Source organism: Psychrobacter fjordensis (assembly GCF_904845995.1).
GTDB lineage: Bacteria > Pseudomonadota > Gammaproteobacteria > Pseudomonadales > Moraxellaceae > Psychrobacter > Psychrobacter fjordensis.
The window spans coordinates 952347-972533 of sequence record NZ_CAJGYP010000002.1 but is presented as its reverse complement, the minus strand read 5'-3'; the positions used below and the strand labels follow the sequence as shown (position 1 = coordinate 972533).

The 20187-nt window shown below is 42.0% G+C and carries 15 protein-coding genes; 8 read left to right on the top strand and 7 right to left on the bottom strand.

All coding sequences use genetic code 11. From position 1 onward, the window contains the following. The first annotated feature begins 16 nt into the window (after positions 1-16). The 3 genes from JMW61_RS12460 to JMW61_RS12450 all read left to right on the top strand — a co-directional run bounded on the left by JMW61_RS12460 (position 17) and on the right by JMW61_RS12450 (position 3137). Complete coding sequence (locus JMW61_RS12460; RefSeq protein ID WP_201551711.1) at positions 17-1261, top strand: phosphotransferase family protein; 1245 nt, start codon at positions 17-19, stop codon at positions 1259-1261. 48 nt (positions 1262-1309) lie between these two features. Further along, positions 1310-2065 (top strand): histidine phosphatase family protein, encoded by a 756-nt coding sequence (locus tag JMW61_RS12455; protein WP_110922905.1) that lies wholly within the window; start codon positions 1310-1312, stop codon positions 2063-2065. A 199-nt stretch (positions 2066-2264) separates the two neighbouring features. After that, positions 2265-3137 (top strand): SDR family oxidoreductase, encoded by an 873-nt coding sequence (locus JMW61_RS12450; RefSeq protein ID WP_110922904.1) that lies wholly within the window; start codon positions 2265-2267, stop codon positions 3135-3137. A gap of 272 nt (positions 3138-3409) precedes the next feature. Here JMW61_RS12450 and JMW61_RS12445 read toward each other — a convergent pair whose 3' ends face one another. From JMW61_RS12445 to JMW61_RS12425, 5 genes are all read right to left on the bottom strand, one after another. Then, positions 3410-5110 (bottom strand): AMP-binding protein, encoded by a 1701-nt coding sequence (locus JMW61_RS12445; RefSeq protein WP_201551709.1) that lies wholly within the window; start codon positions 5108-5110, stop codon positions 3410-3412. A gap of 578 nt (positions 5111-5688) precedes the next feature. Then, a complete protein-coding gene (locus JMW61_RS12440; RefSeq protein ID WP_201551707.1) occupies positions 5689-7386 on the bottom strand; it encodes an AMP-binding protein in 1698 nt (565 codons plus the stop codon). A gap of 464 nt (positions 7387-7850) precedes the next feature. Beyond that, positions 7851-8642 carry an ABC transporter permease gene (locus tag JMW61_RS12435; RefSeq protein ID WP_201551705.1) on the bottom strand — a complete coding sequence of 264 codons (792 nt, stop codon included), beginning with the start codon at positions 8640-8642 and terminating at the stop codon, positions 7851-7853. An 86-nt stretch (positions 8643-8728) separates the two neighbouring features. Continuing rightward, entirely contained in the window at positions 8729-9613 is an 885-nt protein-coding gene (locus JMW61_RS12430; RefSeq protein ID WP_201551702.1) for an ABC transporter ATP-binding protein, read from the bottom strand. Positions 9614-9628: 15 nt separating this feature from the next. Further along, complete coding sequence (locus JMW61_RS12425; RefSeq protein WP_181416260.1) at positions 9629-10186, bottom strand: thioesterase family protein; 558 nt, start codon at positions 10184-10186, stop codon at positions 9629-9631. Between the two features lie 576 nt (positions 10187-10762). Here JMW61_RS12425 and xthA point away from each other — a divergent pair. The 3 genes from xthA (at position 10763) to JMW61_RS12410 (ending at position 13748) form a co-directional block, all read left to right on the top strand. Continuing rightward, the gene (xthA, locus tag JMW61_RS12420) at positions 10763-11584 is read left to right on the top strand and encodes an exodeoxyribonuclease III (protein WP_201551700.1); all 822 of its coding nucleotides are present in this window, start codon (positions 10763-10765) and stop codon (positions 11582-11584) included. Between the two features lie 157 nt (positions 11585-11741). Further along, the gene (gene argJ, locus JMW61_RS12415) at positions 11742-12965 is read left to right on the top strand and encodes a bifunctional glutamate N-acetyltransferase/amino-acid acetyltransferase ArgJ (RefSeq protein ID WP_201551698.1); all 1224 of its coding nucleotides are present in this window, start codon (positions 11742-11744) and stop codon (positions 12963-12965) included. A gap of 390 nt (positions 12966-13355) precedes the next feature. Beyond that, positions 13356-13748 carry a DUF4377 domain-containing protein gene (locus JMW61_RS12410; protein ID WP_197100332.1) on the top strand — a complete coding sequence of 131 codons (393 nt, stop codon included), beginning with the start codon at positions 13356-13358 and terminating at the stop codon, positions 13746-13748. Between the two features lie 128 nt (positions 13749-13876). On the opposite strand, the gene JMW61_RS12405 is transcribed toward JMW61_RS12410, so the two are convergent. Further along, positions 13877-15310, bottom strand: coding sequence for an L-serine ammonia-lyase (locus JMW61_RS12405; protein WP_201551696.1), 1434 nt, complete (start codon positions 15308-15310; stop codon positions 13877-13879). 738 nt (positions 15311-16048) lie between these two features. Between JMW61_RS12405 and JMW61_RS12400 the strand changes: the two genes are divergently transcribed. Then, complete coding sequence (locus JMW61_RS12400) at positions 16049-17398, top strand: solute carrier family 23 protein (RefSeq protein WP_406947847.1); 1350 nt, start codon at positions 16049-16051, stop codon at positions 17396-17398. Between the two features lie 114 nt (positions 17399-17512). Here the strand turns inward: JMW61_RS12400 and JMW61_RS12395 are convergent, their stop codons facing one another. Beyond that, on the bottom strand, positions 17513-18445 hold the full coding sequence (locus JMW61_RS12395; protein ID WP_201551692.1) for a DMT family transporter: 933 nt from the start codon (positions 18443-18445) through the stop codon (positions 17513-17515). Positions 18446-19091: 646 nt separating this feature from the next. Between JMW61_RS12395 and JMW61_RS12390 the strand changes: the two genes are divergently transcribed. Next, complete coding sequence (locus tag JMW61_RS12390; protein WP_201551690.1) at positions 19092-20114, top strand: WG repeat-containing protein; 1023 nt, start codon at positions 19092-19094, stop codon at positions 20112-20114. Positions 20115-20187 lie beyond the last annotated feature (73 nt).

Sequence of the window (20187 nt, the reverse complement as noted above, 5' to 3'; positions counted from 1 at the left end):
TGATAAGGAATATTTCATGGCAACTGATAATAAAGTATTAGACCAAGGCGGTATGGTACGTGAGGGCGAAGAGCTCGATGCCCAAGCAGTTAGTGAATGGCTTCGAAGCCAAGGTATCGATGTAGTAGGCGAGCCTACCGTCACTCAGTTCTCAGGTGGCGCATCAAACTGGACCTATCGTTTACAGTACGAAGGCAACGACAAAAACCAAGATTTGATACTGCGTCGTCCACCAAAAGGTACCAAAGCAAAATCTGCCCATGACATGGTGCGTGAGCATACCGTTCAAAAAGCCTTAAAAGAAGCCTATCCTTATGTACCAGAGATGATTGCTCTGTGTACCGATGAAGCCGTTATCGGTTCAGATTTTTACGTGATGGAGCGCATGGAAGGCATTATTCCTCGTGCAGAATTACCAGAGGGTATCGATCTAGATCCGGAGCAAACTCGTCTACTTTGTACCAATGTCCTAGATGCCTTGGTTGAGCTACATCAAATAGATTATACCGAGCACCCTGATTTGGTGAATTTGGGTCGAGGCGATGGCTATTGCGTGCGTCAGGTAAGTGGTTGGGACAAGCGTTATGTCAAAGCAAAAACCCCCAATGTACCCAGCTTTGCGCTAGTCAGAGAGTGGCTTGCCAAGCACACACCTGCTGATAGTAAAACCTGTATTATCCATAATGATTGGCGTTTTGATAATGTGATACTTGATGTGGCTGACCCCACTAAAGTCATCGGCGTTCTTGACTGGGAGATGGCAACGCTTGGTGATCCATTGATGGATTTGGGTAGTGCATTGGCTTATTGGATTGAAGAAGATGACAATGTCGTGATGCAGCAGTTCCGTCGTCAGCCCACCCATCTAGAAGGAATGATGACACGTGACGAAGTGGTTGCTTATTATCTAGAGAAATCTGGATTAGAGATAGACAACTGGACTTTCTATGAAGTATTCGGCTTGTTCCGCTTGTCAGGTATTATTCAGCAGATTTATTATCGTTATTACCACAAGCAAACGACCAATTCTGCTTTCAAAAATGCGTGGCTTGCCATACACGTGATGCATGCTAAATGTCTTAAATTAATTGCGCAATACGAAGGTGAGGCGCTGTTTAATGAGTACGTCCAGCCAAATTTAGAAGACATAAGTGTAGATGCTGCTGCTATCGAACAGTTACCAAGCACTGTTCAACAAGTTGTCAAAAGTATTTTACCGAAAGGTTATTTTGCAAAAGCACCTCATTCTCCAGAAGCTTGAGCATTCAGAAAACCGTATTTTAGCAAATATGATAAAAGGTAATAATTTATGACAACCATACTTTTAGCACGTCATGGCCAAGCATCTTTTGGACAAGAAAACTATGATCAACTCTCAGAGTTGGGCGGTATTCAGGCGCAGATGTTGGGTCAGCACTATGCGACAACCCAGCGCCGTATCGATGCGATATTTACTGGCAGTTTGGTAAGACAACAAGACTCTGCACGGCATTTTTTGGCACGTTATCAATTGTCTGTCGCAGCTGATGATATGCCTGTATTGCCTATCATGAATATGAATGAGCCTAATAGTTATATCCTGCCGCAATTTGATGAGTTTAATCACAAAGATGTATTCATTAAATCTGATCCTGACTTCATGAATAAAGGTGCAATCACGGCTGAGGTGGCTAAGTCAGAGATGCCAGCCACGCGTTTGGCTGAGCTATTTGATCAGGCGATGCAGCGCTGGCATGGTGGCAATAACGATCAGGACTATATTGAGAGTTGGCCGCAGTTTAATGACCGTGCACAGCAAGCGCTTGAACAGGTGCGCGCACAAGTAGCAAGTTTAGGGTTAAGTCGTGACAGTACGGTGTTGGTATTCACCTCAGGTGGTGTCATTGCAGCTATCACTGCACAGCTGCTCAAGCAAGGCAGTCAGACGGCTTATCAGTTGAATAAAAGCTTGGTCAATACTGGGGTAACCTCGGTCACATTCAAAGATCAAAGTACTCGCTTGATGTCACTCAATGAATATAGTCATTTATTCTCTGATGGTAATTCTTTTGTGACGTGGCGTTAAGCTAGCAACCAGTAAATAGAGTTAAAAGCAAGGTAAAGCAGTTACTTAAAATAGTTAGCCACCTTTTATTCGATTAAGATTAGCCGTCGTAATTGTTGAGTACTATGAATTTATTTTGATCACTGACAAAATCAACCTATAAATTTGCGATATGATAGATTATTGTTTTGATCTCATGTCGATATGAAAAGGACTGTCCATGCAAAATAGATTGATAAATTTAGTCACTAAAAGCGCTAAACAACGTAAAGACCAGATAATCGGTGCCGTTCAGCCATCACGTTATTTACGAAAATTAAATAAGCAGCAGGTTGGACACGACAAGACTGTACTCATTACAGGGGCGAGTTCAGGTTTGGGTGAAGGTATGGCCAGACTCTTCGCTAAGCTTGGCTACAACCTTGCGATATGTGCTCGTCGTACTGATCGCTTAGAGAGCTTACAGTCAGAACTAGTAGCGGAATATCCTAATATTCGTATTGAGTACCGAGCTTTAGATGTCAGTGACTATGATGCCATATTTGAGGTGTTTGATGCGTTCACTACGGATTTTGGTCATATCGATAAAGTGGTTGTGAATGCAGGTATTGGCGAAAGTCGCCGGATTGGTAAAGGTCGTTTTGAGACGAACCGCCGCACGGTTGAGATTAACTTTATCTCAGCATTGGCGCAATGTGAAGCCGCCATGAATATTTTTCGGGCGCAGAGTAGTGGCCATTTAGTGGTAATATCAAGCATGTCAGCCATTCGTGGAATGCCCAAGCATTTGACAGCCTATGGTGCTAGTAAAGCTGGTTTGGCGCACTTAGCAGAAGGCATTCGTGCTGATATGCTACTAACTAAATTACCTATCAAAGTTTCTACTATTTACCCAGGCTATATTCGTACTGAAATCAATGAAAATGCGAAGCCACTGCCGTTTGAAGTAGATTCTGATACAGGTACCAAGGCAATTGTTGCAGCGATTGAAGCAGGTGTTGACGAAGCTTGTGTACCAAGTTTGCCATGGTCGATCGTGGGACAGGCGATGAGGCATATGCCACTACAGGTGATTAATAAGGTAAACAAGTAGCTAGGGCATGTCATCAATTACCACGTTAGTACATTTAGTGGCCTTAAAATGGCTAAATTTTGCTAAACATCGTCAGTAATTTTGCCAATATGTTCATATTAACGGCAATTTATTCCTTGTTTATCTACAATTTTTCTCATTTTAAGCCTCACAATCTAATTGATGATACGCCCTAAAGTAAACGTATTAAACAGAATAAAAAAAGCCCTTTACCTAATTAGGTAAAGGGCTTTTTTTATTCTTTCTATTTTTAAGTTTACAGCGCTTAAAAATTAAAGGGTTTGAGGATTGTCTGATATATGCTTTTCACGGAGTTTTTGACGCAAGACTTTACCAACAGCACTCTTTGGTAGTTCACTTACGAACTCAATATGACGTGGACACTTATAACCAGTGAGGTTTTCCAATGCAAAATCTTTAATATCACTTTTGGTGACATTATTATCAGCAGGAACGACATAAATTTTAACGGCTTCGCCTTGATGTGCATCAGGAATACCAATGACTGCGCAATCAACGATAGCTTTGCAATCTAGCATGACAGATTCAATTTCGTTCGGGAATACGTTAAAGCCCGAAACCAACACCATGTCTTTTTTGCGATCAAGTAGGGTGATATAGCCTTTTTCATCCATGCTAATAATATCGCCAGTGCGGAAATAACCATCACTGGTAAAGTCATTGCTACTGTCTTTGTTGAAATAGCCTGAAGTGACGTTAGGGCCTTTGATGCACATTTCACCCGCTTCATTTAGCCCCATGCGTTTGCCGTTATCATCGACTACGATGACATCAACACTAGGGACTGGTATGCCAATAGTGCCGTTGAATTTACGGTCAGTGATGACGTTGGCAGTACCTGCAGCTACCCCTTCAGTCATACCCCAACCTTCAACCATAGGACAGCCAGTTACTTCAAGCCAGCGTGCTGCTGTCTGTTCAGTCGCAGCCATACCGCCCGCTTGAGTGATACGTAATGAGCTAAAGTTCAAATCTTTAAAGTTTGGCTGATCAAGCAAACCTTTAAATAGGGTATTTACCGCAGGGAAAATATGGAACGGTTGCTTTGATAAAGTTTTGATGAACCCTGGCATATCGCGCGGATTGGGTATCAATATAAAGGTGTAGCCAGAGCGCATACCGAGCAGACTTAGCATAAACGCAAATATATGATATAGCGGTAGGGCCATCACCATATTGATATAGACTTCATTAATATCTGAGGTAACTGGGCGGTACCATGCTTCTGACTGCATGGCAGCAGCAACGATGTTACGTTGAGTTAAAACAGCACCTTTAGACAGTCCAGTCGTTCCGCCCGTATACTGCAGAATGGCTTTTTGTTGCATGGTGGCTTTTGGTGACTGAACAGGTAGGTGCTTACCTTTTTTGAGTACTTCAGGAAACTTAGTAACATGGTACTTAGGATCATTAAGATTATATTTAGGAACAAGTCGTTTAACTTGACGGATAACCGTATTGACCAAGATACCTTTGAGACCCATCATATCGCCCATTTTTGAGAGGACAATGCGCTTGATGTTGGTCTCTTCGATGACTTGCTCAAGTGCTTGGGCAAAGTTGTCAACCACAAAAATAACCTGAGCGCCCGAATCATTCAACTGATGGCGCAGTTCACGACCAGTATAAAGTGGATTAATAGGCGTACACACGTATCCTGCGCGCAAAATACCAATCATCGTAGGCAAGTATTGTGGAACGTTTGGCATCATCAATGCCACCACGCTGCCTTTAGGAATGCCTTGTGCTTGTAACCATGCTGCAACCGCCATTGAGGCTTTATCAACATCGCCATAAGTATGAGTAACACCCATACAGATGGTCATAGGATGCATACGGAATCGCTCAAAACACTCCTCATACAGCTCTATAAGACTGGTATATTGATCAGGGTTAATAGTTTTGGGTACGTTTTTTGGATATTGAGCAAGCCAAGGTTTATCTACTGTCATACTTGAAGTCCCTAAGTGTTGAAATAAGTTAAGGTTCTATAAAAAAGTAGTCACATCCGTGTCAACAATATTTTATCGCTAAAATAGCAATAAATTGTTGAGTGACATCATAGTGATTCACAGACTGCTAGAATACGGTGGCCTTTACATGTATAAAGTTTTTAACTACAAATTGATTTAACCGCAAAAGGTAAGAATCTGAGTAGATTAAACGGCGGGTTATTTCTTTACTGCCAAAAAAAGTGAAGTAACTTATTTTGGTAATACATTAACATAACTACAATTGATTTCGTTATGACAATACAAGAACTTGATAGTTTATACTTAAATTTGATAAAAATAACAATATATGTTGTAACTAATACTGAGATAAACGGTTAAAAAAACTGATAAACGGTTTATTTTCGAGAAATTTGTTAAATTATTATACCAAGTATCTCTCTGGTAAAACAGTTCGCTACATAATTACTTTGATGTCATTGTTACAATCCTGCAATTTTTTTAATAACAATTATTAGCCCTGCACAAAAAAGCGCTCTATATTGATATAGAACGCTTTCTTATTATAGAACTTCTATCTAAGGTTTCGGATTGTCTGATATGTGTTTTTCACGTAGTTTTTGACGCAATACTTTGCCGACATTACTTTTTGGTAGCTCGTCAATGAACTCGATATAACGTGGACATTTGTAGCCAGTCATATTATCTAGAGCAAATTCTTTAATATCACTTTTGGTGACATTTTTATCAGCAGGAACGACATAAATCTTGACGGCTTCGCCTTGATGTTCATCTGGAATACCAATGACTGCGCAATCAACGATAGCATTACAATCCAACATGACAGATTCAATTTCATTCGGGAATACGTTAAAACCTGAGACTAAAATCATGTCCTTTTTGCGATCAAGTAGGGTGATATAGCCTCTTTCATCCATGCTGACAATATCACCGGTACGGAAATAACCATCACTGGTAAAGTCATCACTACTGTCTCTATTAAGGTATCCAGAGGTGACATTGGGCCCCTTGATGCACATCTCACCCGTTTCATTGATACCAAGATGATTGCCCTCATCATCGACCACAACGATATCGACGCTCGGGAGCGGCAAACCAATAGTGCCATTAAATTTGTGATCCGTCACAATGTTAGCGGTACCTGCTGCCACACCTTCAGTCATACCCCAACCTTCAACCATAGGGCAGCCAGTGACTTCAAGCCAGCGTGCAGCTGTTTGCTCAGTCGCAGCCATACCACCCGCTTGAGAGAGACGCAGGGAACTGAAATTTAAGTTTTTAAAGTTTGGATTATCGAGTAAGCCCTTATACAAAGTATTAACTGCTGGCAATATATGGAATGGTTGCCTTGATAGTGTTTTGACAAATCCTGGTATGTCACGTGGATTGGGTACCAATATAAAGGTGTAGCCGGAACGCATGCCTAACATACTGAGCATAAATGCAAATATATGATATAGCGGTAGGGCCATAACCATATTGATATAAACCTCATTAATCTCTGAGGTAATCGGCCGAGTCCATGCTTCTGACTGTAAGGCTGCCGCAACGATATTACGCTGCGACAAAATCGCACCTTTAGACAGTCCAGTCGTTCCACCTGTGTACTGCAAAAATGCTTTTTGACTTAATTGCATGGCTGGTTTATGGAACGGAAGAACTTTACCTTTTTTGAGCACATCAGGGAATTTGGTCAATTCGTGCTTAGGGTCGTTCAGCTTATATTTAGGAACGAGGCGTTTGACCTGACGGATAACTGTATTGACCAAGATACCTTTGAGACCCATCATATCGCCCATTCTTGAGAGGACAATGCGCTTGATATTGGTTTCATCAATGACTTGCTCCAGTGCTTGGGCAAAGTTATCAACCACAAAAATAATCTGCGCACCTGAATCATTCAACTGATGGCGCAATTCTCGACCGGTATAAAGTGGATTAATAGGTGTACATACATATCCTGCGCGTAAAATACCAATCATCGTAGGCAAGTACTGTGGAACGTTTGGCATCATTAGTGCGACGACGCTGCCTTTAGGGATACCTTGTGCTTGTAACCATGCCGCAACTGCCAGTGAGGCTTTATCAACATCACCATAAGTATGAGTCACGCCCATACAGATGCTCATAGGGTGCAAACGAAAGCGATCAAAGCACTCTTCATATAGGTCTATGATGCTGTTGTATCTATCGGGATTGATCGTCTTAGGCACAATATTAGGATAATGGGCAAGCCATGGTTTATTCGGCGTCATAGTCAGCGTCCTTGAAATTTACTATTTAAAGTTGTGATGTGGCAGTCGTATCCGTGTCAATGATGCTCATCAGCGCTGACGTGATCGTTTGCTGTTGAGAGTGATAAATTCTTATCGATTGACTGACTGATGGGTTTGTTTCATTGTTGTATAATGGAATCTAGCTATCATTCAAAAAAATAAATCATTCGAGAGAATGATTTTTAGAAAGTATAATTTATCATTAAGAGCGTTGAAAAAACAGATGCCTTAATAATAAAAAAGTCTATTTTATATGGTTGAAGTATCCAAAAATAAATAGATATCTATTCAACACATTAGCACGAATGTGGCTTAAGGAAATATTGGTTTGCAGCACTGGTCAGTACATAAATTGAGCTCAAATATATAGCTAATATTAAATATATAGAGGTGTGTTTAAAAAATGAGGTAATTTTAATAACTAGACATTAATACCGCAGTATTTAAGGTAGGATAAATTGATGTTTTTTATTAAAAAAACGTCGATAGATAAGCAATGCATTGATTGTACAACCGAGCGTGCTACTCACACATATCAAAAACATGGTCACAATCTGATAGCGAACCGCTTGAGTAGGATCGGCGCCAGCAAGGATTTGACCTGTCATCATACCCGGTAAACTGACGATACCAACGACTAACATTGAGTTTAACGTTGGCGTCATGCCGTTGATGATCGCGGCACGTATAGGCTCGTGTACGGCTTCAAATGGTCGCGCAGATAAGCTGAGCATCATCTCGATGCGCCCGCGTTGCTCATGAAAGGATTCAATCAACTGGTTGCTGGTCAAAGAAATGGCAGTGAGCGAGTTACCCAGTATTAAGCCTAGTATAGGAATGATGAACTGCGGGGTGTACCAAGGCTGCACCCTCAAAATAATAAGAATTGCGATTGCCGTAACGAATACTGCTGAAGTACTGACTGCGATAAACGTATCGGTGAATAAGCCTTTATAGCTACGCTTGACCCGGTTTTTGGCAGCGCTGCCTGCAATTAAGGTCATGATGGTTAAAATGAGGAGTACTTCATACCATTGTTCACGTGCAAAGATCCATGCCAATATCAAACCGATGAAACTAAGCTGGACCACGGTACGAATAGCAGCGGTTAATAGTATCTTAGTGAGATGCAAGCGCAGTTGCCATGATACGAGAAGTACGATGAGAATTAGACTGCTAGCTAAAGCGACATCCCCATAAGTCAGAACCATCTGCATGTCATCCGTATCACTCATAAGTGCTCATTATTGTAATATAAATATAAGATAGGACCAGTCAGTGAAGATATGAAATGAGGGGAGGTGTTGACTGGGTGCTGGTATTAAAAAACTTCGGTTAATACGCCTGCTTGCATATGCCAATGATGATTGGCGAGTGGCATGATATCTTGCGTATCATGAGTGACCCATAGTAATGTGCGCTGCGTATCTAGTTGTAGCCAGCTCAGTAGTAGCTGTACCAGCTGTGCAGAAGTGTCAATGTCTAACGCGGCTGTAGGCTCATCCAGTAATAATACCTGTGGATTTAACTGTAAAAGGCGTAAGGTATTGACCAGTTGCCGCTCACCACCTGATAAGTGATAGGTATCTTGCTGTAAAAAATCAGCGTTTCGTTGCAAGCGTTCGAGCTGTGCGATGTGCCAATCTATATCAAAATCGAGATGCTGATGAGCTTGTAGGCGATAGGGTGTTTTCAGATTGTCAATGACACTGCCTTCTAGCAGTTGCGGGTGCTGTGCGAGCAGAGCAACTTGCGTGCGCCATTGTGTGGGTAATGTATCGTGAATACTCTGAGACGCATTGACATTTGATGCATCATTTTTTAGGTAGACGTCACCGTTGCTCATTGGCAATAGTCCCGCTAATACTCGTAACAACACAGATTTGCCACTACCAGAAGACCCTGTCAACACCGTGACTTGTCCTGATAGCAATGTACCAGTCACGCCATTTATCAATACTCGCTTATCAGCAGGTAAGATAGGATCTGACCTTACTGTTTTTCTTAGTTTGTCAGACCATTTTTGATAAATATTAGATGGCGTAAAGGGGTTTGTTTGAACGCTAGTGACACTATTAGACACATTGTTAGATGCATTGTCAGAAGAAGATGAGGTCGCTGTACGTCTGCTGTGTACCCAAATATTTTCGAATGTAAGCATAACTTCAAACTCACCCTTATCAACCACACCTTTGTTATGGAGCACGCTCATCTATTAGGATTATTGACTACCCATTTGCTCGCTAATAGCTTGCTCGATAGCACTACGTAATTTCTGTGGCACACGGATAGGGCGCATGGGTGCATTGTTCGCAACGGTAGCATCTGATTTATCATTAGATATAGGCTCTGCTTGAACTTGATTTTGTACACAGGCGATAACGATTTTACCGCTACTTAGTAAACTGTTGCTGCTGTCTGTAGCGGTGCTACCTACCATATGGCGATGAATACTTTGATAAAAAATCATACTGGCAGGTTTCAATTCGACTTTATCGACACGCACGCTGATCACTTCATCTAAGAGAATGGCTCGTTTGTATTGCAAGTCTGCCTGACTCACGACAAAGTGCTGTATATCACCATTGTCCGTCTGTAGAAAATAACCATTCAAACCAAGTTGGCCAAACCAATCACGGCGGCAGTTTTCAAAAAACACCAAATGATTGGCGTGGTAGACTATACCACCGGCATCAGTATGGTTAATATAGACGTTATAATCTTTAGCAAATAATGGCGTCAATGCGGCAGTTGAGTTTTTGCTGTTAGTGGTTGTCATAATCATGCTCAGTATTTTTTATCAGTATAAATAAATAGAAATGGCTCAAAGTTTTTGCTTAATAAAAGAGTAGGGCGTGTCTTCAACTCACTCGTTAGTCATCTAAATGGGCTAAAAATGGCTAAACATCGTCAAATAGCTGGTTAATATCCCGATATTATCTGCGCTATTTTTCTTATTTGACGGCAATTTATCTCATTTTTATCACCATCTTTAAAATGAAGACACGCCTTAGTATTGCCTTTTGAATAAATAACAATACTGCTTTTAATAATAGGGTTTTGACGATAATAAAGCGTCATTCAAAACTATTATAGAAATAACAGTTAATAATAAGAGCTACTCTAGCTTAAGATATCAGGACACGCAATAGTTAGGTTGCTCTGCGTCTGTTATCATATAGTCATTCCACTATAAGAATATTATTGCGTTAACCTTGTTTGAAGTATTTGATATACATCGACACTCGGTTGCCTTGTACTACTTTTAAATTGAATCGACTATAGTGGTTTGTATCTTTTGCCTCTCAACTATTCGTATTAGCACCGTATTTCATCAATCAGTATAGGATAATTTATGACCCGTTTTGTCAGTTTTAATATTAATGGTATTCGTGCTCGCCAACATCAGCTTGAGGCTGTGCGAGACGTCATCGATCCTGATGTGATGGGTCTGCAAGAAACCAAAGTACACGACGAGCAGTTTCCCTTAGAAAATGTAGAAAGCTTGGGTTATCACGTAGAGTATTTCGGTCAAAAGGCGCATTATGGTGTTGCACTCTTGTCTAAAGTCGCGCCTATTTTTGTGCAAAAAGGCTTTCCGGGTGAAGAGGAAGAAGCACAAAAGCGTTTCATTCATGCCCGATATGAGTTTGAAGGTCGTGAAGTCGATGTGCTTAACGGTTATTTTCCGCAAGGAGAAAGCCAAGACCATCCGACCAAATTTCCAATGAAGCGTGCTTATTACGCAGATTTGATGGCTTATATTGATACGTTAAAAGCAGAAGGCCGCTCGCTTGTAATTATGGGTGATATGAATATCGCTCCAGAAGATATCGATATCGGCATCGGTGAAGTCAATGCCAAGCGCTGGCTGAAAAACAGAAAGACTTCATTTTTACCAGAGGAGCGTGAGTGGTATAGTGCATTGATGTCGCGTGAGCTGACAGATACGTATCGTTTGCATTATCCAGAAAGTACTGAGCTCTATAGCTGGTTTGATTACCGCAGTCGTGGCTTCAATGACGAGCCTAAGCGTGGACTGCGTATCGACCATATTCTGTGTACTGCAGACCTAGTTGAAGCATGTGTTGATGCAGGTATCAGCTATGATCTGCGTGCTATGGAAAAACCGTCTGACCATGCACCAATTTGGTCAGCATTTGACTTAAAAAAATAGCAATACGTTTATAGTGGAATGGCTATATATAATTAATCCTCTATAAATTGGATACGGTGTTAGCTTCCTCGTATCCAAATTATATTGAACAGACTATAGTATTTATCAAAACATAGTCTATAAATCATAATAAGACTTGAACAATAAGGATGTAATGATGGCTGTCGGAAATATTGAAGTACCCAATACGATCTATCCTATCGAAGGTATCAAGCTAAGTGCGACTGCAGCGGGTGTGCGCTATAAAGACCGTGACGATTTAGTCGTCATAGAGATAGCTGCTGCTGCGACCACTGCAGTTGTAACCACAAAAAACACTTTTTGTGCGGCACCTGTACGAGTATTGCGCGAACACTTTGCTAAGGCAAGCCCTCGCTACTTGGTGACCAATACAGGCAATGCCAACGCAGGGACGGGTGCTGATGGCAAGCGTCGTGCTGTCGATATCTGTGCTGCATTGGCTCATAAAGCTGGTGTAGATAGCAATACTGTATTGCCATTTTCTACAGGTGTCATTGGTGAGCCACTAAATAGCGACGCAGTGATCGCAGGCTTAGACAATGCACTTGCTACTTTAGCCCCTGACAGTTGGCTTGCTGCCGCGAATGGGATTCGTACCACTGATACCATTCCTAAGCTTGCCAGTCAAAAAGTTGATGTAGCGGGTACCAGTTATCACATAACAGGCATGTCAAAAGGCTCAGGTATGATACGCCCGAACATGGCGACCATGTTGGGTTACGTGGCGACGGATGCCAACATCGCTGCTGACTTGTTACAAGAAATGCTAAGTGCCATTAATGAGCAGTCTTTTAATCGTATCACTGTCGATGGTGATACTTCTACCAATGATTGCTGTGTATTGATAGCCACTGGCGCTGCTAGCTCAGAGATGATCGATAGCCCAGAACATCCACATTATCAGTCAGTATTCACGGCGTTGACAGAAGTGTTTGTGCGTTTGGCGCAATTAATCGTGCGTGATGGTGAGGGTGCAACTAAGTTTATGACAGTGAAAGTCACTGGCGGTCAGACGACGAAAGAGTGCTGCGATGTGGCATATGCAGTGGCACATTCACCACTCGTAAAGACTGCGTTCTTTGCCAGTGATGCCAATTGGGGTCGTATATTGGCTGCGGTTGGTTATGCGGGTATCGAAGATTTAGATACAGAGCAAGTCGATGTGTATTTGGATGATGTGATGATTTGCCAAAGTGGTGGTGTTGCGCCTAGCTATACGGAAGAGGCGGGCAAGGCAGTCATGAGTCGTCCTGAGATTACCATTCATATTAATCTTGCACGCGGCGATGCCAGCGATACGGTATATACCTGTGACCTATCTTATGATTACGTTAAGATAAATGCTGATTATCGTAGTTAGAAGTTGTTAGGTGTAAAATTATTGTTGAACAGGTTTACGATTGAGCCAGAGTGACTGTCACTCTGGCTTTTTGCTGTCTGACGCTTACTCAGTATCAATTTTCCCTACTAGTTAATACGTGTCATTAACATCAGTTGCAAAAGCTGACGTTACTTTACAAAGCAGTTATAGAGGGATAGAGGGCTCGCACCTTATACTAATTTTAGTAAATAACACACGGCAGGGCTCATAAATTTTGATGACACATTTCTTTATGACGAACTTGTAGTGCCGTACTTACTACTAAAAAGATTGGCTATTACAAAGACCAACTATTACAAAGATTAGATGTAAAAAAATAAATTTAAGCAAGCCACTTATAATTAATAATAACTCACTGAGGATTTTATAATGAAAAAATTAGCACTCGCAGCATTGATGACGACTTTTGCACTCTCTGGTTGTTCTACCATGGACAATGAACGTACAATGGTTGTTGAAGGGCAGCCTATGAATGTAAAAGTGGTTAATATTCCAAGTTTTGAAGTAGAAGTTGCACCGCGCAAAGCCGTATGTGATTTGACGGCAACTGATGGCTCTATGGTTGAATCTCAGTGCTTGCAGTATCGTCAAACTTATCAGAAAAACTACACCACCTTAAACGGCAATATCCAAGGCTTTACTTATGAGCCTAACTATCGTTATATGCTCGATATACGCCAAGAAGCAATGACCGAAGAAGGATCTGACGTCGTACAGCCTGTTTGGATCTTAAATAAAGTTATCTCAAAAACTGCTGAGTAAAACTTGCTTGGTTTACTGAATGTTTTGTAACTTCTCTATAAAAAAGACAATAAAAAAGGCCTCTAATAAATTAGAGGCCTTTTTTATTGTCTTTTTTTAATCAATTTTTAATCAATTATTGAGTAGTTTTAACACTGGCTGTAATTAACGGTAAAGCCGCGGGTTGCCGTAGGAATGCGATTGTCTGCATAGACAGCAAGTCCGCCACGTGATGTTTCTTTATACTTATCAAGCATATCAGCACCGGTTACTTTCATCGTCTCGATTACTTTATCTAAAGAAACGAAGTGCTGTCCATTACCGCGGCAGGCAAGGCGTGCTGCGTTCACAGCTTTTACCGCACCCATCGCATTGCGCTCGATGCAAGGCACTTGCACTAGTCCGCCAACAGGATCACAGGTGAGACCTAAATTATGCTCAATACCAATTTCGGCAGCATTGAGACATTTAGCAGGATCGCCACCTAGGATTTCAGCCAATGCCGATGCAGCCATCGCGCAGGCTGATCCAACTTCACCCTGACAGCCGACCTCAGCACCAGATATGGAAGCGTTTTGTTTGATTAAGCTACCGATAGCAGTGGCATTCAATAAAAACTTGCGAGCGCCTTCTATGCTGTAAGTTGATAGGAAGTCACGGTAATAATGCATGACAGCAGGAATAATACCTGCAGCGCCATTGGTAGGAGCGGTCACGACATTACCACCATTAGCATTTTCTTCGTTGACGGCTAGTGCGTATAGATCAATCCAATCCATTGCCGCAAGCTTATCGTTTTTCGTCACAGGTTGATTTTTTTCAGCGCATAGTTGTAGATGCAGCGCTTGAGCACGACGCTTCACATCTAGGCCACCAGGTAATATACCGCTATTTTGACACCCGCGTGTCACGCAATCCTGCATAGAAGCCCAAATAGAATCGAGATAAGCGAATACTTCTGTTTGATTGCGATAGTGACACTCATTGGCCAGTACCAGATCGCTGATGCTTAGACCATGCTGACGGCACTGCTCTAAAAGCTCTCCGGCGCTATTGAATGGGTAAGGAACCACATCAATCGTTGGGCTGGCATGATCTTCATCTGGATTGGTGGCATCTTCTTCATTAATCACAAATCCGCCGCCGACTGAGTAATAAGTCTGCTGATAGTGAGTACCGTCTGTCGATATGGCTCGAAGCATCAAGGCATTGGGATGATAAGGAAGCACCGTATCGTCATACCAATAAATATCGCGCTCCGTATCAAAGTTAATAGCATGAATACCCGATACATTCAATGTCTTGTCAGAAAATATAGGCGATAAATAATTACTGGTCATGCGTGTATCAATGGTGCTAGGAGCGTGTCCAAGCAAACCTAGCAATATGGCAGTATCGGTGGCATGTCCTTTGCCTGTCGCAGCCAAAGACCCATAAAGTTCAATTTCAATCGCTTTAATCGTTGTCAGTTCTTGATGCTTACTTAGTGAAGCCAAAAAAAGATTTGCAGCAAGCATCGGCCCGACGGTATGTGAGCTTGATGGCCCTATGCCGATTTTAAATAAATCAAAAACACTGATCATAATAAGTTACCAAAAGTTTTGAGTGCTTTAGCCTGTTGTATTGATTGCTTTAGGCACTTTTATTGAGAATATGATAGACAGCCACCACCCCTATGCACCGAAAGCAAACGTGTGCAGGGCAACACCTATGAAAGTATTAGCGTAAAGGGGTACAACTGGTGATTGAATAATAACTTTTATTTATTTTGAAACTCCGTTATCATGCTCGGAGTCAACTGCCGTGTAACATCCTGTAAGTTGGTTGTCGCTATAAAGTACGTTGAGTACATAACGGCCGAAATCGTTTTTAGTAGAACATATCCGACCTGATACATCTAGCAAAACATGGTCATCATACCAAATAATACTTTTGGTTTGCCATATTGCAACATAAATGAATGAATTAGGGCGACATATTATAAATGAAAGGATGTGGAGCTTGCTATAGTCATTCCACTATAAAAGCATTACAGCGTTAACCTCGCTTGAAGCATTTGATATACATCTGCAGTCGGTTGCCTTGTACTACTTTTAAATTGAATCGGCTATATTCATCTTTACCTACATCTCTTTGTCTACTGAATTCACGATTTGACTCAGTTTTGATTCCATCATTTATTGTCGCCTATTATTTTAGCTCAGCTCACATAGGATAAGCGCATGCCCTCTCAAAAAGACCCTTCCTCGCATTCAGAAAATAGCGCCCAAGAGCAATCGGCTCACAACGCACTAGAAGCTGCAGGTATTGATTCAGTAGCTATGAGCTATCCAAAAAACCCAGATTTTGAAAATGGGCGCTGGTTCCCAACATGGCGACCTTATAAGGGCGATCTGGATCGTGATCCAGTCGGCATCAATGACTATTTGCCACCATCCAAGAGTATATTACTCGGTGTGCAGCATACGTTTGCGATGTTTGGTGCGACGGTGCTTGCGCCTTTATTAATGGGGTTTGACCCTAACTTAGCCATTCTGATGTCCGGTATCTGTACGGTGATGTTTTTTATGATCACTGGTGGACGCATGCCGAGCTATTTGGGATCAAGCTTTGCTTTTATTGGCCCAGTCATTGCGGTGACCGCTTATGCGGGTGCAGGGTTCAATGCCAATTTGAATGTCGCGTTAGGCGGTATTATGGCCTGCGGTATCATTTATGCATTGATTGGCCTGCTGGTGATGAAAACAGGTACTGGCTGGATTGAGCGTTTGATGCCGCCTATCGTCACCGGTGCCATTGTCATGATTATCGGTTTGAACTTGGCACCTGTGACCATTCAAGGCGTGTCTGCCAATCAGTTTGATGCTTGGATGGCCACTTTGACGGTACTGCTCATTAGTGGTGTGGCGGTGTTTACCCGTGGCATGTTGCGCCGTCTGTTGCTCCTCGTGGGCTTGGTGCTGTCGTACGTTGCTTATTTTGTGATGACCAATATTCTAGGCTTTGGTGCTGCGATTGACTTTAGTACAGTAGCCGCGGCTTCATGGTTTGGCCTGCCAAGTATTCACACCCCGCGTTTTGAGATAGGCGCTATTATCCTGATTGCACCTGTGGCTTTTATTTTGGTGGCTGAAAATTTAGGCCATTTTAAGGCAGTAGAGGGCATGACCAAGGCTCGTGTAACCCCTTATATGGGTCGAGCATTTTTGGCAGATGGTTTGGCCACCACTTTTTCAGCAGGATTTGGCGGTACAGGTGTCACCACTTATGCTGAGAACATTGGTGTCATGGCAGTCACAAAAGTATATAGTACGACGATATTTGTGATAGCAGGTTTGGTTGCTATCATATTGGGTCTGTCGCCAAAGTTTGGTGCCATCATTCAGACGATACCAGCGGCCTTATTGGGCGGCGCTTCTATCGTAGTCTTCGGCCTTATCACTGTCGCTGGGATAAAGATTTGGATCGATAGCCACATTGATTTTAGCAAAAACAGCAATCTGATTATTGCCGCTGTCACTGTCATTATGGGCACAGGTAACTTTAGCTTGCACTTAGGTGGCTTTGATTTGGGCGGTATCGGTACTGCTACTTTGGCAGCTATCGTATTAAATGCTTTGTTTAATCAAAGTGCTGAGATGAAGGCTGCTAATAAATCGTTAGCTAAATAATAGGTTAAGTTTCAGAGTATTTATCGAATATCTGAACTAAACTGATAGTTTTAAAAAAGCACCCATCATGCTATCGATAGCATGGGTGCTTTTTATTGGCCTATAATGTTAGCGCTATTTATATCTACGTTTATAAAAACGTGCAAAAAACCGATAACGGCGTAGGGCGCGTGGTTTGGGCTTTAACGATCCTAAATAAATGGCAAACATGGTCAATAAGGCACCGCTCCATTGTAAGGTGTTGATAGGTTTGTCTAGCCAGCTATAGTCAATTATTAATGCGGCCACCGGCTCACTCAACAGAAGTAGCCCTGTTAGTGCCAGTGACATCTTGGGGATAGAATAAGCAATGAGTCCCCATGCCAAGCATTGCATGACCGCTCCATAAATGAGTATCCACCCAATCTCAGACCATGTGTTGGGTAATATGTGTCCCATATCAAATATGAACATCGGTACAATCATGGCTAATACGCCACCAATACTGACCAATTGCATCAATACAAATATGGGCGTGGGCTCTGTGTCGTGCGTTTTGCGAATAAAGGTCATAGAAGCGGCTAACATGGCTCCTGACAAAATGCCCGTCACAAATCCCCAAATGGCATCTGTATTATGCGCAAATTCAGGGCTACCAATCATGGCTACACCCAACATGGCAAGGCACAAGCTGATCAGTTGCAAAATAGACTGACGCTCCGCAAAATACAAAAATCCGATAGCGGCTAAAAAGAAAATCTGTAAGCTATTAAGCAGGGTTGAAATACCAGGTCCGACCGCATAAATACTCTCATGCCATAGCGCCAAATCTAGCCCCAAAAATGCCCCAGACAACAAACCATAAATGATGGCACGCCTCGAACGTGGCATATGTTGCCCTGTTAGTTTGGCTAGTATGGCAAATATGACACCTGAAATGGCCAATCGCCAAAAGGCCATTGCCCAACCGCCCACATCCACATGAGCCACAATCAAACTACCCAAGCCAAAAATGACACAGCCGATGACCAAGCCGATAGATGCAGAGCGCGAAGAGGTCACTGCCATAAATTATCCTTACTTTAATACTTATGACTAAAGTGATGTTACGTTGGGAGAGTGCTATCATTTATAGACAATAAAATGATGGTTATAGTGCGATGAGCTGGTATGAATAATACTTGATTTTATATAGGCTCCACTGTAAACGTTTTGGCTTAAAAAATGAATGCTTTGCTGAGTAATTAGTAAACATTTTTACAGAAAAAACTAAAAACCTGAGAAAAAATAACATCATGATTTTTTATTTTGACGTCTGCACGATAGTATGGTCATGCGAGCCACCCTAAGTAGCTATTCGCTATTTATCAATGTGAAGGTTTATAATGATCATAAATCATAAGGGTGTGTCATTAATTAGCACATTAATACATTTAGTGGCCTTAAAATGGCTAAGTTTCGCTAAACATCGTCAGTAATTTTGTCAATATGTTCATATTAACGGCAATTTCTTCCTTGTTTATCTACAATTTTTCTCATTTTAAGCCTCACAATCTAATCGATGACACGCCCTAGCGTGTGCTTACTGTATTCACTGGGTGACGGCACTATATTAAGTGTGTTGATCGCATTAAGTGCGATATTAGTGCGAAGTGAATTGTCAGCCAGTCGTGAAGGTTTAAAACGCCACCATACTTTTAGCTTAGGGTTATTTATGCGTCAACGTTCTTTGTCTTTTTTGCCATTACCTGCTTTAGTCCGTTTATGGTCATCTCCAACATATGCGCTTTACCTGTGTCTTGGGGTTTTATTGGCCATTGTGATAGGTATGCCCGCGCATGCTGCAAGTTGTAAATTGCCCAAGAGCTATTATAAAAACGTCTCTTGTACGTCAAGTAGCGGTTATTTTTTGGCAATAAAAGATTTTGGTGCGCCAGTGGCTTTGATTAATAGTAAAGGCAAAGCTGTCGTTGATTTATCACGCTATCAAGAGATCAAGGCAGATAAAATCGCTGGCGGCCTAATTCCTGTCCAACGCAGCAATAAAGTTGGCTATATCAATATGCAGGGCCGCGAGGTTGTGCCGGTTGTTTATGACTTATTGGGCGAGTCTGCAGGCTGGGCAAGAGGGGTTTCGGAAGGCCGTATCGTTGTGAAAAAAAATGGCAACTACGGAGTGATTAACACAGCCAATAAAACCATCGTGCCATTTTCGGCAGCGATTAGTGATATCGATGATTATCGAGGCGGCGTAGCTCGCGTCAATAAAAGCCGAGCAATCAGTTGGTTGGACAAAAACGGCAACACGACCAGTGATCCAAATGGTAAAGATGGTGATGAATCCAATTCATCAAAATCCAATTCTGTTCAATCCGGTCTTGCCCAATCAAAGTCAGCACCTCTCAATCGTTTTACGACATTGCAGCCGAGCCAGCAAGATGGCAAGTGGGGTTTTGTTGATGACAATAACGTGATTATGATTACGTATTCATTTGATGAGGTGCAGTCGTTTTCTGAGGGCTTAGCTGGCGTACGAATTGGTAAAGATTGGGGATTTCTCAGTCTTGGTGGTGAGCTTGTGATTCCTTTTCGTTTTTCTGATAGCGGTGTGTCTGAGAATGATAGTTACAAGGGCAAGCCTGCGTTTGTATTTACGGATGGTAAAGCGTGGATTGGTAATCTAAAAAATGGCAATAAGATGTGCATTGATAAAGAAGGGACTAGTATCAGTTGTTAGAGGCTGCCCTTATGTTTAAAACCCAACATGAAGTATTTAGGTCGTATCCTAGCAATAAAAAAGAGTGTAAGCC